Below are 14095 nucleotides of genomic sequence, written 5' to 3'. Positions count from 1 at the left end.
TGCAGTTAACAACTGTTCTCTGTAATTGAAAAGCCGGGCGACGCGCTAGACTCTAGAGTCAGTGAACAAGTGTTACTACAACCGTTCACTGAATCGTCAGGTCCCCGAAACGATCGGCGCCTCACCGCTGAGGCGCCGACCACGGGGGCCGGACCCAGAGACTCACGAGAGGCACTCACATGCTGTTCCTCGTCGCCGCCCTCCTGCTGATGGGTGTCGTCATGGGCTCGGTGGCCCATGCCCCGCTGCCCGTCTCCCTCGTCGCCGCCGCCGTCATCGGTATCTGGCTGACCGTCTTCGCGGTCCGCGAGCGCGCCGGCCGCCGACGCCACACCTCCGCCCACTGAGCCGCAGGGAGCTGACTCACCCCATGGAACTCACCGCCACGCCCACCCACCGCACCGGCACCCGGGACGCCGACGGCATGGCCGTCGCCTCCTTCATCCTCGGGCTGCTCGGGCTGCTGGTGCTGAACATCTTCCTGGGCCCGATCGCCATCGTCCTCGCCTCCGTCGCCCTCTGGCGTGGCACCGCCCGTCGCGGCCGCGCCTTCCTCGGCCTCGGCCTGGGCATCGCCGACCTCGTGGTGCTGGTGGCGTTCATGCACTTCGACAGCACGATGTCCTGGAACTTCTGACCCGCGATGTCCTGGACCACCTGACAACCCCCGATCGCGCACCGGACGAGGATCGGACAAGGGCCGGACAAGGGCCGGACAAGGGCCGGACAAGGGTCGGAGAAGGGCCGGACGAGGACAGCGGGACGGTCCCGGCCGACGGGGGCCGAAAGCAGGGGGGCGGCGGCCCGTAGAATCAGGGCCACCATGGCTTACCTCGACCACGCCGCGACCACCCCGATGCTCCCGGAGGCGGTAGAGGCACTGACCGCCCGGCTGAGCGTCACGGGCAACGCCTCCTCCCTCCACGCCGCCGGCCGCAGGGCCCGCCGTACCGTCGAGGAGGCCCGCGAGAGCCTCGCGGAGGACCTCGGCGCCCGCCCCAGCGAGGTGGTCCTCACCTCCGGTGGCACCGAGGCCGACAACCTCGCCGTGAAGGGTCTGTACTGGGCCCGCCGCGACGCCGACCCGGCCCGCACCCGGGTGCTCGCGAGCCCCGTGGAGCACCACGCCGTCCTCGACGCCGTCGACTGGCTCGGCGAACACGAGGGCGCGACGGTCGAGTACCTGCCCGTCGACCCCTACGGCCGCGTCCACCCGGACACCCTGCGCGAGGCCATCGCCCGCAACCCCGACGACGTCGCCCTCGCCACCGTGATGTGGGCCAACAACGAGATCGGCACCGTACTGCCGGTCCGTGAACTGGCCGACGTCGCCGCCGAGTTCGGCGTCCCGCTGCACGCCGACGCCGTCCAGGCCTTCGGACAGCTCCCCGTCGACTTCGCGGCCTCCGGCCTCGCCGCGATGACCGTCTCGGCCCACAAGATCGGCGGCCCGTACGGCATCGGCGCGCTGCTGCTCGGCCGCGAGTACACCCCCGTACCGGTCCTGCACGGAGGCGGTCAGGAACGCCATGTGCGCTCCGGCACCCTGGACGTGCCCGCCGTCGCGTCCTTCGCCGTCGCCGGCCGGCTCGCCACCGAGCGGCGCGCGTGGTTCGCCCGGGAGATCGGCGCGCTCCGCGACGACCTGGTCGACGCCGTACGGGCCGCCGTGCCCGACGCCCTCCTCGGCGGCGACCCCGACCCCGCGGGCCGGCTGCCCGCCAACGCGCACTTCACGTTCCCGGGCTGCGAGGGCGACTCCCTGCTGCTGCTCCTGGACGCGCAGGGCATCGAGTGCTCCACGGGCTCCGCGTGCACGGCGGGCGTCGCCCAGCCCAGCCACGTCCTGCTGGCCACCGGCACCGATCCGGACCTGGCCCGCGGCACCCTGCGCTTCTCCCTCGGCCACACCTCCACGGCCGCGGACGTCGAGGCGGTCGCGAAGGCCATCGGTCCGGCCGTGGAACGGGCGCGGACGGCGGGCCTGACCTGACCGCCACCGCGCGCCGACGGCAGCACGCCGGCGGTTACGCCCCGGCGGTGCGCGTCGGCCCGGCGGAGGCTCCGGCCGGCGGCGCCGCGGTGAGCGCCCGGCGCACCAGCGGCAGATACCGGTCCCAGTCCCAGTAGCGCCCGGGGTCGGTGTGGTCGGTGCCCGGCACCTCCACGTGCCCGATGATGTGCTCGCGGTCGACGGGGATGCCGTAGCGGGCGCAGATCACGGCCGTCAGCCGCGCCGACTCCCGGTACATGGCGTCGGTGAACGACGAGGCGTGCTCGACGAAGCCCTCGTGCTCGATGCCGACACTCCGCTCGTTGTACCCGCGGTTGCCCGCGTGGAACGCCACGTCCAGCTCGCGGATCATCTGGGTGACGCGGCCGTCCCTGCGGACGATGTAGTGCGCGGCCGCGCCGTGGCCCGGGTCCTGGAAGGCCTTGACCGCGCTGCGGTAACTGCCCTGGGTGACATGGATGACCACCCGGTCCACGGTGTAGTCGTCGGGCCGGTCCGCCCGCCGCCAGTTCGCGCTCGACGCCGCCACCCACAGGGCGCCCCGGAAGTCGACCACGCCCTCCTCGCGGGGCTTCTCCACACCCGGCGTGCGCCACCACAGGTGCCGCAGCTCACCCCGCGCGAGCACCGCCGTACCCGCGGCGGCCGTCAGACCGCCGATGAGCAGCGTCCGCCGCCCGACCCGCCGGTCGGCGTCCCCGCCCGCGGGCTTCTTCGGCCCCGGCGTCCCGGTGTCCCGGCCGGGCGCCTTCCGGCCGGGCGGGACGGAGCCCGGCGTCGGCCGGTCCGGCGGCTCCCCGTCCGGCGACTCCCGTGTCTCCGGCGCCTCCTGGGCGGCTCCGCTCATCGTGTTGGTCCCCTATCGCTCCTCGTCGCGATCCTCAACGCATACGCGCGGGAATCCGTTCCCGGCGCCCCGTACTCTGGAGGGGCTATGACTGAGACCTCGCCGCGCCCCCGCCCCCTCCGCGTCCTCGCCGCCATGTCCGGCGGCGTGGACTCCGCCGTCGCCGCCGCCCGCGCGGCCGAGGCGGGACACGACGTGACGGGCGTGCACCTCGCGCTCTCCGCCAACCCCCAGTCGTTCCGCACCGGCGCGCGCGGCTGTTGCACCATCGAGGACTCCCGGGACGCCCGCCGCGCCGCCGACGTCATCGGCATCCCGTTCTACGTGTGGGACCTCGCCGAGCGGTTCCGCGAGGACGTCGTCGACGACTTCGTCGCCGAGTACGAGGCGGGGCGCACCCCGAACCCGTGCCTGCGCTGCAACGAGAAGATCAAGTTCGCCGCCCTGCTCGACAAGGCGCTCGCGCTCGGCTTCGACGCGGTGTGCACGGGCCACTACGCGAAGGTGCTCGTGAGCGAGGACGGCACCCGCGAGCTGCACCGCGCCTCCGACATGGCCAAGGACCAGTCGTACGTCCTCGGTGTCCTCGACGACCGCCAGCTCGCGCACGCGCTGTTCCCGCTCGGCGACACCCTCACCACGAAGGACGAGATCCGTGCCGAGGCGGAGCGGCGCGGCCTCGCGGTCGCCAAGAAGCCCGACTCGCACGACATCTGCTTCATCGCGGACGGCGACACCCGGGGCTTCCTCGCGAACCGTCTGGGCAGGGCCGAGGGCGACATCGTGGACGAGTCCGGCGCGGTCGTCGGCTCCCACGAGGGCGCGTTCGGCTTCACCATCGGCCAGCGCAAGGGCCTGCGCATCGGCACCCCGGCCGCCGACGGCAAGCCGCGCTACGTCCTGGACATCTCGCCGGTGGACAACAGGGTGACGGTCGGCCCGGCGGCGTCCCTGGACGTCGCCGCGCTGACGGCGGTCAAGCCCCGCTGGTGCGGCGCCGCCCCGGCCGGCCCCGGCACGTACACCGCCCAGCTCCGCGCCCACGGCGGCGAGACGACGGTCACCGCCGAACTCGTCGACGGCGGCCTGGAGGTCGCGTTCACCGAGCCGGTCCGCGGGGTCGCCCCCGGCCAGGCGATCGTCCTGTACGACGGCACGCGCGTGGTGGGCTCGGCGACGATCGCGACGACCACGCGGGCGACGGCGTCCGTCTAGCCGGTCCCGCCGCCGCTCCTGGAGAGCTTCTCCGGGAGCGGCGCGAGGGCCGCGGTGTCCACGACGGCCCGCGCGGCCTCGCGGGGGCGAGCACCGGCACGGGCCGGCGGACAGGGACTACAGGACCTCCACCTCGTAGAAGCACAGGTGGTCCTTGATCTGCGCGACGTCCGGCTTCGGCTCGGGGTAGAACCAGACGAGGTCGGGGGCGTCCGGCAGGGACCAGTAGGACGCGTCGCCCTTGAAGGGGCAGTGCGTGTGGGTGCCGGAGGCCGTCAGCAGGTCCAGGCGGACGTCCTGCGGGGGGATGTAGTAGCGCACCGGACAGCCCGTCTCGCGCAGCAGCAGCGGCCGGTCGCTCTCCGCCAGGACCTGGCCGCCGTGCACGACGCGTACGCGCTGGGTGCCCTGCTCGATGGTGATCGTGTGTCCTTGGGTCATAACGGGAAAGCACCGGCGGGGCCCGGGTTCTTCCCGCGTACCGTGATCGCATGAACATCTGTGTCTTCCTCTCCGCCGCCGACCTCGACGACCGCTACACGGGCCCCGCGCGCGAGTTCGCGGAACTCCTCGGCAAGGGCGGCCACACCCTGGTGTGGGGCGGTTCCGACGTCGGCCTCATGAAGGTGGTCGCCGACGGCGTCCAGGCGGCGGGCGGACGGCTGGTGGGCGTCTCCGTGGACTTCCTGGCGGCCAGGGCGCGGGCGGGTGCCGACGAGATGGTGATCGCCCGGGACCTCGCCGAGCGCAAGGCGCTGCTCCTGGAGAAGGCCGACGCGGTGGTGGTGATGGTCGGCGGTACGGGGACGCTCGACGAGGCGACCGAGATCCTGGAACTGAAGAAGCACGGGCGGACGGACAAGCCGGTGGTCCTGCTGAACACGGCGGGCTTCTACGACGGCCTGAAGGAACAGTTCCGGCGCATGGAGGCCGAGGGATTCCTGCCGAGGCCGCTCATCGACCTGGTGTTCTTCGCCGAGGAGCCGGTGGGCGCGCTGGCCTACCTGGAGGAGAGCGCGGGCACCCGGTGATGCGAGCATGGCGTCCATGGCTACACATCTGATCACCGGGGCCGGTTCCGGCATCGGCGCGGCCGTCGCCCGCCGGCTGCACGCGCGCGGGGACGAACTCGTGCTGCACGCGCGCGACGCGGGTCGCGCGAAGGAGCTCGGCGCGGCGTACCCGGGGGCGAAGACCCTGGTCGGCGACCTCGCGGACCCGGACAAGCTCTCCTGGGCGTTCTCGCACCAGTCCCTGCCCGACCGCGTCGACTCGCTCCTGCACATCGCGGGCGTGGTGGACCTCGGCCCGGTCGGCGAGCTGACCCCCAAGTCCTGGCGCCACCAGCTCAACGTCAACCTGATCGCCCCCGCCGAGCTCACCCGTCACTTCCTGCCCCAACTCCGCCTCGCCCAGGGGCACGTGCTCTTCGTGAACTCCGGCGCCGGCCTCAGCGCGGGCGCCGACTGGTCCGCGTACGCCGCCTCCAAGCACGGTCTGAAGGCCCTCGCGGACTCGCTGCGGCAGGAGGAGCACGGCAACGGGGTCCGGGTCACCTCGGTCTACCCCGGCCGTACCGCGAGCCCCATGCAGGCCAAGGTCCACCAGCAGGAGGGCAAGCCGTACGACGCCTCGAAGTGGATCGACCCGGAGTCCGTCGCGACGACGATCCTGACGGCCCTGGACCTGCCGCGCGACGCGGAGGTCAACGACCTGACGGTGCGACCGGGTCGCTGACGCGGGCCCGCAACGCGGTGCGCGGGGCTGTCGAGCGACGCGTGGGGAGCACCGGTGAGCGACGCGTGGCGCACCGGTGAGCGACGCGTGGGGCACCTGGGAGCGGCGCGTGGGACGCCGCGGACGCACGGTGCGCACCGGCTCGCTCGCGTCGCACCCCGCAGGGTTACGTACGCTTCGCGGGTGAGCGAAAAAAGCGAGTTCGGGTTCGGTGCCGCCACCGGTGTCGGGTCCATGCCGGGCGGTGACGCGCGGGAGACCGCCAGGACCGTCACCGGGTCCTTCGACGACTTCCCCCATCTGCCGGAACTGCCCGCGCGCGGCCCCGGCGCCGACATGATCGGGCGGACGGCCGGCATGCTGGTCGACCTGTACGCGCGCGTGGAGCCCAGCGGCTGGCGGATCGGGGACCGGCCGGGGCGGGACACCCGGCGCGCCCGGTCGTGGCTGGGCGAGGACCTCGACGCGCTGGAGGAGTGCACGCAGGGGTACGAGGGGCCGCTGAAGGTGCAGGCCGTGGGCCCCTGGACCCTGGCGGCCGCGCTGGAGCTGAGGAACGGCGAGGCGGTCCTGTCCGACCCCGGAGCCTGCCGCGATCTCACCGGCTCGCTCGCCGAGGGCCTGCGCACGCATCTCGACGAGGTACGGCGCCGGGTGCCGGGAGCCCAGGTCGTGCTGCAGCTCGACGAACCCTCGCTCATCGCCGTCCTGCGCGGGCACGTGAAGTCCGCGAGCGGGTACCGCACCCACCGCGCCGTCGACCGGCAACTGGTCGAGTCGACGCTGCGGGACGTCGTGGGGGTTCACGCCGGCGGCCCGGTCGTGGTGCACTCGTGCGCGCCCGACGTGCCGTTCGAACTGCTGCGCAGGGCGGGCGTCGCGGGCATCTCCTTCGACCTCTCCCTGCTCACCGAACGTGACGACGACGCGATCGGCGAGGCGGTGGAGGGCGGCACCCGGCTCCTCGCCGGTGTCGTGCCCGGTACGGACGGCCCGTTGTCGGACCCTGCCGGTAGCGTCATGGGCGTCAGGACGTTGTGGCGCAGGCTGGGGCTGCAACCGGGGCTTCTCGCGCAGGCCGTCACGGTCACTCCGTCGTGCGGACTCGCGGGCGCTTCCCCCGAGTACGCGCGCCGGGCGCTCGCCCACTGCGTCCGGGCGGCGAGATCCCTCGCCGACAACCCAGAGTAACGGGAGGACGACACGGTGGCCGGCGACAAGGACGCACAGCCCAACCCCCTGCCCGCCGAGGCGCGCGAGCAGCACGCGCGGCTGGCCGAGCAGATCGAGGAGCACCGCTTCCGCTACTACGTGAAGGACCAGCCGGTCGTCAGCGACACGGAGTTCGACAAGCTGCTGCGTTCCCTGGAGGCGCTGGAGGAGCGGTATCCCGAGCTGCGCACCCCCGACTCCCCGACCCAGAAGGTCGCGGGCGCGTACGAGACCGAGTTCACGTCCGTGCGGCACCGCGAGCGCATGCTGTCGCTGGACAACGCCTTCAGCGACCTGGAGCTCGCCGCCTGGGCGGAGCGGGTCGCGAAGGACGTCGGCGCCTCCGCGCACCACTTCCTGTGCGAGCTGAAGGTCGACGGCCTCGCGGTCAACCTCACCTACGAGCACGGCCGTCTGACCCGCGCGGCCACCCGGGGCGACGGCCGTACGGGCGAGGACATCACGTCCAACGCGCGGACCATCGCGGAGATCCCGGACCGCCTCCGGGGCGACCACTTCCCGGACCTGGTGGAGATCCGCGGCGAGGTCTATTTCCCGATGGACAAGTTCGCGGAACTCAACGCCCGTCTGCTGGAGGCCGGCGACAAGCCGTTCGCCAACCCCCGCAACGCGGCGGCGGGTTCGCTGCGCCAGAAGGACCCCCGCGTCACCGCGAGCCGGCCGCTGCACATGGTGGTCCACGGAATCGGCGCCCTGGAGGGCTTCGAGGGACTGACCCGCCTCTCCGAGGCGTACGACCTGCTGCACTCCTGGGGCCTGCCGACCACCCGGTACGCCAAGGTGGTCGACGACCTCGACGGCGTACGGGAGTTCGTCGCCCACTACGGGGAGAACCGGCACTCCGTGGAGCACGAGATCGACGGGGTGGTCGTCAAGCTCGACGAGATCCGTCTCCAGGGCCGCCTCGGTTCCACGGCCCGCGCCCCACGCTGGGCCATCGCCTGGAAGTACGCGCCGGAAGAGGTCAACACCAAGCTGGTCGACATCAAGGTCGGCGTCGGCAGGACAGGGCGCGTCACCCCGTACGCGCAGGTCGAGCCGGTGACCGTGGCGGGCTCGGAGGTCGAGTTCGCGACCCTGCACAACCAGGAGGTCGTGAAGGCCAAGGGCGTCCTCATCGGGGACACGGTCGTGCTGCGCAAGGCCGGCGACGTCATCCCGGAGATCCTCGGACCGGTCGTGGACCTCCGCGACGGCACCGAGCGGGAGTTCGTGATGCCCGCCGAGTGCCCCGAGTGCGGGACGCCGCTGCGCGCCATGAAGGAAGGCGACATCGACCTGCGCTGCCCGAACGGCCGCGGCTGCCCGGCCCAGTTGAGAGAGCGGGTCTCCTACCTCGCGGGCCGGGAGTGCCTCGACATCGAGCACTTCGGCAACGTGGCCGCCGCGGCGCTGACCCGGCCGCTGGAGCCCGCCACCCCGCCGCTCGTCGACGAGGGCGACCTCTTCGGTCTCACGGCCGAGCAACTGCTCCCCATCAAGGCGTACGTCCTCGACCAGGACAGCGGACTGCCCAAGCGGGACCCGAAGACCGGTGAGGAGAAGGTCGTCACGGTCTTCGCCAACCAGAAGGGTGAGCCGAAGAAGAACACGCTCGCCCTGCTGGACAACATCGCCGAGGCGAGGAACCGCCCGCTCGCCCGCTTCATCAACGGCCTCTCCATCAGGCACGTCGGCCCGGTGGCCGCCGAGGCGCTGGCCCGCGAGTTCCGTTCCATCGACCGCGTCGAGCAGGCCACCGAGGCGGAACTCGCCGCGGTCGACGGGGTAGGCGGGATCATCGCGACCTCGGTCAAGGAGTGGTTCGCCGAGGACTGGCACCGCGAGATCATCCGCAAGTGGCGGGCGGCGGGCGTCCGTATGGAGGACGAGGGTTCCGGCGAGGACGAGGGCCCCCGCCCGCTCGAGGGACTCACCGTCGTCGTCACCGGCACGCTCGAACACCACACGCGTGACGGCGCGAAGGACGCCCTGCAGAGCCAGGGAGCGAAAGTGACCGGTTCTGTTTCGAAGAAGACATCCTTTGTCGTAGTGGGCGAGAATCCTGGATCGAAGTACGACAAGGCCATGCAGCTCAAAGTTCCCGTTCTGAACGAGGACGGCTTCGCCGTGCTGCTCGAACAGGGACCGGAGGCGGCCGCGGAAGCCGCGCTTCCGACCGAGGAGTAGGTGGGGAGCAGGGGTTGAAGGCCACCCGTTCGGCGCATATCAGATGCATACGGGTGGCCGGGTCGCATTCGGGCAACCGTCGTCGACCGCTGCCCGTGGAAGCCTTCTGCGGCCTACTGTTGAGGTATGCGCCTGCCGTGCCCGGCCGCGGTTGGGGCATCCTCTGCTCCTGACGAGTCGGGGGACGAGTTCTTGAGACGCGGTGCCGTTGGCGGTTGTCGCCGGCAACGGGTCGCGTGGCGTGGGCACCGCCGGCTGTGAGAGGGACGGGAATGGAACCGACCGAGAGCGCCGCCCCGGACGTACGGCTGCGCCTGCGCCGGACGACCGGCGCGTGGATGGCGGGCCTCCGGACGGGACGGTCGTCGACGCGCCCCGGCGCGGGGGAGCGGGACCGCATACCCTTCACCGCCGCCAACGGGGGCCGGTACACCGCCGGCCGCGGCTCGGGCCTGCCCGGCCACGATCCCGAACGGCCCACCTTCCGGCCCACACTGCCCGCCGCGGTCGTCGCCCTGGCCGCGCTCGCCCTCGGCGGCGGTTTCTACCGGGCGTTCAGCGACCACCACGCGCTCTTCCCGTCCGGATCGGTCGGCTGGTCGCTGGCCGTACTGACCGGCGTCATCGTCGGTCATCTGGTCGCCCTCGGCCGAGGCCGCTGGTGGGGCGGCACCGGCTCCGGCGCCGCCCTGACCCTCGCGGTCCTGCTGCTGTACGGCTGGGTGGCCGCCGGGATGGTCAGCCTGACCGTCGTCGTCCTGGTCGGCGCCGCGCGCCGGGGCCGCTGGCGCCAGGGGGTGCTGCACGGCGCGGCCGACATCCTCGGCATCGGCGCCGGAGCGCTGGTCCTCGCCGTGTTCGGGCGGGTGCCGTCGGTCGAGGCCCCCTGGAACCCGCAGAGCTGGGACTTCTACGCCGCGCCCCAGGTGGTGCTGGTCGCCGCCGCGTATCTCGCCGTCACCCGCGTCCTGCTCTGGCACCTGCACGCACCGGGAACCGGCGGTCTGCCGACCGCCGCCCGTACGGCCCTCGTCCGGCAGGGTCTCGTCGCGGTCGCCCTGCTCGGCATCGCGCCGCTGATCTGTGTGGTCGCCGTCGCGCAGCCCATGCTGCTGCCGCTGTTCTCGATCCCCCTGATCGCGCTCGACTCCACGCTGTGGATCGCTCGCATACGGGCCGAGGAGCAACTGCGCGATCCGCTGACCGGGCTGCCCAACCGGCAGTGGCTGCTCGAACGCACCTGGGCGGCCCTGGACGATGCCGAACGCATAGGAGCGCGTTCGGCGTTGATGCTGATCGACCTCGACCGCTTCCGCTCCGTGAACGACACGTTGGGGCACCTCGCCGGGGACCGGCTGCTGCTCCAGATAGCCGAACGGCTGCGGCTGGCGCTGCCGCGCGGGGCGGAGGCGGCGCGGCTCGGCGGTGACGAGTTCGCCGTGTTACTGCCCGTCGCCGACTCCACGACCTCGGCCACCCGGGTGGCCCGCGGTCTCGTCGCCGCGCTCGGATCGCCGCTCGACCTCGACGGGCTCACCCTCGTCCTGGAGGCCAGCGCCGGACTCGCCGTCTTCCCCGACCACGCGCTCGACGCGGAGGGACTGCTGCGGCGGGCGGACGTGGCGATGTACCAGGCGAAGCGGGACCGCACGGGGGTGGAGGTCTACGAGTCCAAGCGGGACTCGAACACACCGGACCGGCTCGGCCTGCTGGGGGACCTGCGGCGGGCCCTGGACGCCGGTGACGTCGAACTGCACTACCAGCCGAAGGTCCGCTTCGACGGACAGGTGGCCGGCCTCGAGGCACTCGTCCGCTGGGTCCATCCCGAGCGGGGCAAGGTCCCGCCCGACGAGTTCATCGCGATCGCCGAGTCGTCCGGGCTGATGCCCCACCTCACCGAGTACGTGCTGGAGACGGCCCTCGCGCAGGTCGCCCGGTGGCGGGCACAGGGGCTGCGGGTGCCGGTCGCGGTGAACGTCTCGCCGCGCGACGTGCACACCCCCGGCTTCGCCGGCGCGGTCGCCGCCCGGCTCGCCCGGCACGGGGTTCCCGCGGCGGCCCTCCAGCTGGAGATAACGGAACACGTACTGCTGGAGGACCCGCAGCGCGCCGCGGACACCCTGGCCGGGCTGACCGGGCACGGGGTCAAGATGTCGCTGGACGACTTCGGCACGGGGTACTCCTCACTGGTCCATCTGCGCCGGCTGCCCGTCAGCGAACTGAAGATCGACCGGTCCTTCGTCGCGCGGCTCGCCACCGACAACGAGGACGCGGAGATCGTGCGCTGCACGGTGGACCTCGCGCACTCGCTGGGGCTGCTGGTCGTCGCGGAGGGCGTCGAGGACGACGAGACGTGGGAGCGGCTGCGGGACCTCGGGTGCGACGCGGTGCAGGGGTGGCTGGTCGCCGCCGCGATGCCGCCGGACGAGGCCACGGCGTGGTTGCTGGCGCGCGGGTCGCGGGGCTGGCAGCGGCCGCGGGCCGCGTTGCCGGCCGCGGAGTAGTCTCCGACGGTTCCGCGGCGCGCTCCCGCCCGCGCACCACCCGCACAGGTCACTCGAAAGTGGACCTCTCCCGCGTCCCCTCCTCACCCGGCGTCCGCCCCCCGCCAGGGGCGCGGGAACCGCGCGCCCAGCCACGGCCGGCCCGACACACCCCCCAGCACCCCCGCAACACCCGACACCCCCACACCCCCCGGCGCCCCCACCCCGGCACGCACTCCCGCCCTCCTGAAGGGCTCCCGGGCAAACCCGGGCGCGGGCATCGGCCCCGGCCCCATAGGATTGGGCCAAACCACACACTCTCACCCAGAGGATCGCTGCATGCCTGGCATCACGCGCGAGGAGGTCGCCCACCTCGCACGGCTGGCGCGTCTGGAGCTGAAGGCGGAAGAGCTCGACCACTTCGCCGGCCAGCTCGACGACATCATCGGCGCGGTCGCCCGCGTCAGCGAGGTCGCCGACCAAGACGTACCGCCGACCTCCCACCCGCTGCCGCTGACGAACGTCATGCGCGCGGACGAGGTCCGCCCGTCGCTCACCCCCGAGCAGGCGCTCTCCGGCGCCCCGGCCCAGGAGCAGCAGCGTTTCAAGGTGCCGCAGATCCTGGGGGAGGACTAATCACCATGACGGACACCAACGTCAACATCATCAGGCTGACGGCGGCCGAGATCGCCGCGCGGATCGCCGCGGGCGACCTCACGGCCGTCGAGGTCACCGAGGCCCACCTCGCCCGTATCGAGGCCGTCGACGAGAAGGTGCACGCCTTCCTGCACGTCGACCGCGAGGGTGCCCTCGCGCAGGCCCGTGCCGTCGACGCGAAGCGGGAACGCGGCGAGAAGCTCGGCCCGCTCGCCGGCGTGCCCCTCGCCCTCAAGGACATCTTCACCACCGAGGGCATCCCGACCACCGTCGGTTCCAAGATCCTCGAAGGCTGGATCCCGCCCTACGACGCGACGGTCACCAAGCGGCTCAAGGCCGCCGACGTCGTCATCCTCGGCAAGACCAACATGGACGAGTTCGCCATGGGGTCCTCCACCGAGAACAGCGCGTACGGACCCACGGGCAACCCCTGGGACCTCAGCCGCGTCCCCGGCGGCTCGGGCGGCGGCTCGTCCGCCGCGCTCGCCTCCTTCGAGGCGCCGCTCGCCATCGGCACGGACACGGGCGGCTCCATCCGCCAGCCCGCGGCCGTCACCGGCACGGTCGGCGTCAAGCCCACGTACGGCGGCGTCTCCCGCTACGGCATGGTGGCCTTCTCCTCCTCCCTCGACCAGGGCGGCCCCTGTGCCCGTACGGTCCTGGACGCGGCGCTGCTGCACGAGGTCATCGCCGGGCACGACCCGCTCGACTCGACCTCCATCGACGCGCCGGTCCCCCCGGTCGTCGAGGCCGCCCGCAACGGCTCGGTCACGGGCATGCGCGTCGGTGTCGTCAAGCAGTTCCGCGGCGAGGGCTACCAGGCCGGTGTCGTGCAGCGCTTCGACGAGGCCGTCGCCCTGCTCAAGGACCTCGGCGCCGAGATCGTCGAACTGGACTGCCCGTCCTTCGACCTGGCGCTCTCCGCGTACTACCTGATCGCGCCGTCCGAGTGCTCGTCCAACCTCGCCCGCTTCGACGCCATGCGCTACGGCCTGCGGGTCGGGGACGACGGCACGCGCTCCGCCGAGGAGGTCACCTCCCTCACCCGCGAGGCCGGCTTCGGGGACGAGGTCAAGCGCCGCATCATGCTCGGCACGTACGCGCTCAGCTCCGGCTACTACGACGCGTACTACGGCTCGGCGCAGAAGGTCCGTACGCTCATCACCCGCGACTTCGACAGGTCGTTCGAGCAGGTGGATGTGATCGTCTCGCCGACCACGCCCACCACCGCCTTCCCGATCGGCGAGCGCGCCGACGACCCGATGGCGATGTACCTCGCGGACCTGTGCACCATCCCGACCAACATGGCGGGCAACGCGGCCATGTCGCTGCCCTGCGGTCTCGCGCCGGAGGACAACCTCCCGGTCGGTCTGCAGATCATCGCCCCCGCGATGAAGGACGACCGGCTCTACAAGGTCGGCGCCGCCGTCGAGGCCGCCTTCGTGGAAAGGTGGGGGCACCCGCTGATCGAGGAGGCTCCGTCGTTGTGAGTAAGGCTCTGACCAAGGCCAAGGGCTTCAAGAAGTCCAAGTCCGGCACGTACCTGTCCATCGCGACCACCGCGTTCGGGGCCCTCGGCGTCGCCAAGCAGGCCAAGAAGGCCCGCACGGAGCACGACACGCTGCGCCTGATCGACGCGGCCGTGTCCGCCGCCGCCATCGTCACCGGCCTCGCCATCCTCTACCGGGAGCTCAAGCGCCTGGGCGACGACGACGTCCTGCTGGGCTGAGAGGGAAGTTT

At 72.4% G+C, this 14095-nt stretch carries 14 protein-coding genes; 12 read left to right on the top strand and 2 right to left on the bottom strand.

Going from position 1 to position 14095, the window contains the following annotated elements; genetic code table 11:
• Positions 1-179: 179 nt before the first annotated feature.
• From ABZV34_RS00675 to ABZV34_RS00665, 3 genes are all read left to right on the top strand, one after another.
• Positions 180-347, top strand: a complete 168-nt coding sequence (locus ABZV34_RS00675) for a hypothetical protein (RefSeq protein WP_356270092.1) — start codon at positions 180-182, stop codon at positions 345-347.
• A 23-nt stretch (positions 348-370) separates the two neighbouring features.
• Positions 371-637: a DUF4190 domain-containing protein gene (locus ABZV34_RS00670; protein WP_356270090.1), complete on the top strand. Its 267-nt coding sequence runs from the start codon at positions 371-373 to the stop codon at positions 635-637.
• 186 nt (positions 638-823) lie between these two features.
• On the top strand, positions 824-1993 hold the full coding sequence (locus ABZV34_RS00665) for a cysteine desulfurase family protein (RefSeq protein WP_356270088.1): 1170 nt from the start codon (positions 824-826) through the stop codon (positions 1991-1993).
• 34 nt (positions 1994-2027) lie between these two features.
• Here ABZV34_RS00665 and ABZV34_RS00660 read toward each other — a convergent pair whose 3' ends face one another.
• Positions 2028-2861 carry an N-acetylmuramoyl-L-alanine amidase gene (locus ABZV34_RS00660; RefSeq protein ID WP_356270086.1) on the bottom strand — a complete coding sequence of 278 codons (834 nt, stop codon included), beginning with the start codon at positions 2859-2861 and terminating at the stop codon, positions 2028-2030.
• A gap of 87 nt (positions 2862-2948) precedes the next feature.
• On the opposite strand from ABZV34_RS00660, the gene mnmA reads away from it, so the two are divergent.
• Positions 2949-4076 (top strand): tRNA 2-thiouridine(34) synthase MnmA, encoded by a 1128-nt coding sequence (gene mnmA / locus ABZV34_RS00655; RefSeq protein WP_356270084.1) that lies wholly within the window; start codon positions 2949-2951, stop codon positions 4074-4076.
• 117 nt (positions 4077-4193) lie between these two features.
• On the opposite strand, the gene ABZV34_RS00650 is transcribed toward mnmA, so the two are convergent.
• On the bottom strand, positions 4194-4517 hold the full coding sequence (locus ABZV34_RS00650) for a DUF427 domain-containing protein (protein ID WP_356270082.1): 324 nt from the start codon (positions 4515-4517) through the stop codon (positions 4194-4196).
• Positions 4518-4567: 50 nt separating this feature from the next.
• On the opposite strand from ABZV34_RS00650, the gene ABZV34_RS00645 reads away from it, so the two are divergent.
• The 8 genes from ABZV34_RS00645 (at position 4568) to ABZV34_RS00610 (ending at position 14084) form a co-directional block, all read left to right on the top strand.
• Positions 4568-5107: a TIGR00730 family Rossman fold protein gene (locus ABZV34_RS00645; RefSeq protein ID WP_356270080.1), complete on the top strand. Its 540-nt coding sequence runs from the start codon at positions 4568-4570 to the stop codon at positions 5105-5107.
• A 7-nt stretch (positions 5108-5114) separates the two neighbouring features.
• Entirely contained in the window at positions 5115-5813 is a 699-nt protein-coding gene (locus ABZV34_RS00640) for an SDR family oxidoreductase (protein WP_356270078.1), read from the top strand.
• Between the two features lie 183 nt (positions 5814-5996).
• Positions 5997-7004, top strand: a complete 1008-nt coding sequence (locus ABZV34_RS00635; RefSeq protein WP_356270076.1) for a methionine synthase — start codon at positions 5997-5999, stop codon at positions 7002-7004.
• A 15-nt stretch (positions 7005-7019) separates the two neighbouring features.
• Positions 7020-9215 (top strand): NAD-dependent DNA ligase LigA, encoded by a 2196-nt coding sequence (gene ligA / locus ABZV34_RS00630; protein ID WP_356270074.1) that lies wholly within the window; start codon positions 7020-7022, stop codon positions 9213-9215.
• 272 nt (positions 9216-9487) lie between these two features.
• On the top strand, positions 9488-11719 hold the full coding sequence (locus ABZV34_RS00625; RefSeq protein WP_356270072.1) for a bifunctional diguanylate cyclase/phosphodiesterase: 2232 nt from the start codon (positions 9488-9490) through the stop codon (positions 11717-11719).
• A 318-nt stretch (positions 11720-12037) separates the two neighbouring features.
• Positions 12038-12334, top strand: coding sequence for an Asp-tRNA(Asn)/Glu-tRNA(Gln) amidotransferase subunit GatC (gatC, locus tag ABZV34_RS00620; protein ID WP_010984178.1), 297 nt, complete (start codon positions 12038-12040; stop codon positions 12332-12334).
• 5 nt (positions 12335-12339) lie between these two features.
• A complete protein-coding gene (gene gatA / locus ABZV34_RS00615; RefSeq protein WP_356270071.1) occupies positions 12340-13845 on the top strand; it encodes an Asp-tRNA(Asn)/Glu-tRNA(Gln) amidotransferase subunit GatA in 1506 nt (501 codons plus the stop codon).
• The gene (locus tag ABZV34_RS00610) at positions 13842-14084 is read left to right on the top strand and encodes a hypothetical protein (RefSeq protein WP_153288465.1); all 243 of its coding nucleotides are present in this window, start codon (positions 13842-13844) and stop codon (positions 14082-14084) included. The genes gatA and ABZV34_RS00610 overlap by 4 nt, the downstream gene beginning before the upstream one ends.
• Positions 14085-14095: the final 11 nt, after the last annotated feature.

It is taken from the genome of Streptomyces sp. NPDC005195, assembly GCF_040608315.1.
In the GTDB taxonomy this organism is placed as follows: domain Bacteria; phylum Actinomycetota; class Actinomycetes; order Streptomycetales; family Streptomycetaceae; genus Streptomyces; species Streptomyces kaempferi.
Note: the sequence above shows the minus strand (reverse complement) of the source record. Positions and strands in the feature narration are given on the sequence as shown.

Bases quoted from the DNA above. Each gene is read 5' to 3' on its own strand.
- gatC (WP_010984178.1), top strand. From the start codon at position 12,038: ATGCCTGGCATCACGCGCGAGGAGGTCGCCCACCTCGCACGGCTGGCG.
- ABZV34_RS00665 (WP_356270088.1), top strand. From the start codon at position 824: ATGGCTTACCTCGACCACGCCGCGACCACCCCGATGCTCCCGGAGGCG.
- gatA (WP_356270071.1), top strand. From the start codon at position 12,340: ATGACGGACACCAACGTCAACATCATCAGGCTGACGGCGGCCGAGATC.
- mnmA (WP_356270084.1), top strand. From the start codon at position 2,949: ATGACTGAGACCTCGCCGCGCCCCCGCCCCCTCCGCGTCCTCGCCGCC.
- ABZV34_RS00645 (WP_356270080.1), top strand. From the start codon at position 4,568: ATGAACATCTGTGTCTTCCTCTCCGCCGCCGACCTCGACGACCGCTAC.
- ABZV34_RS00650 (WP_356270082.1), bottom strand. From the start codon at position 4,517: ATGACCCAAGGACACACGATCACCATCGAGCAGGGCACCCAGCGCGTA.
- ABZV34_RS00625 (WP_356270072.1), top strand. From the start codon at position 9,488: ATGGAACCGACCGAGAGCGCCGCCCCGGACGTACGGCTGCGCCTGCGC.
- ABZV34_RS00640 (WP_356270078.1), top strand. From the start codon at position 5,115: ATGGCGTCCATGGCTACACATCTGATCACCGGGGCCGGTTCCGGCATC.
- ABZV34_RS00675 (WP_356270092.1), top strand. From the start codon at position 180: ATGCTGTTCCTCGTCGCCGCCCTCCTGCTGATGGGTGTCGTCATGGGC.
- ABZV34_RS00660 (WP_356270086.1), bottom strand. From the start codon at position 2,861: ATGAGCGGAGCCGCCCAGGAGGCGCCGGAGACACGGGAGTCGCCGGAC.
- ABZV34_RS00670 (WP_356270090.1), top strand. From the start codon at position 371: ATGGAACTCACCGCCACGCCCACCCACCGCACCGGCACCCGGGACGCC.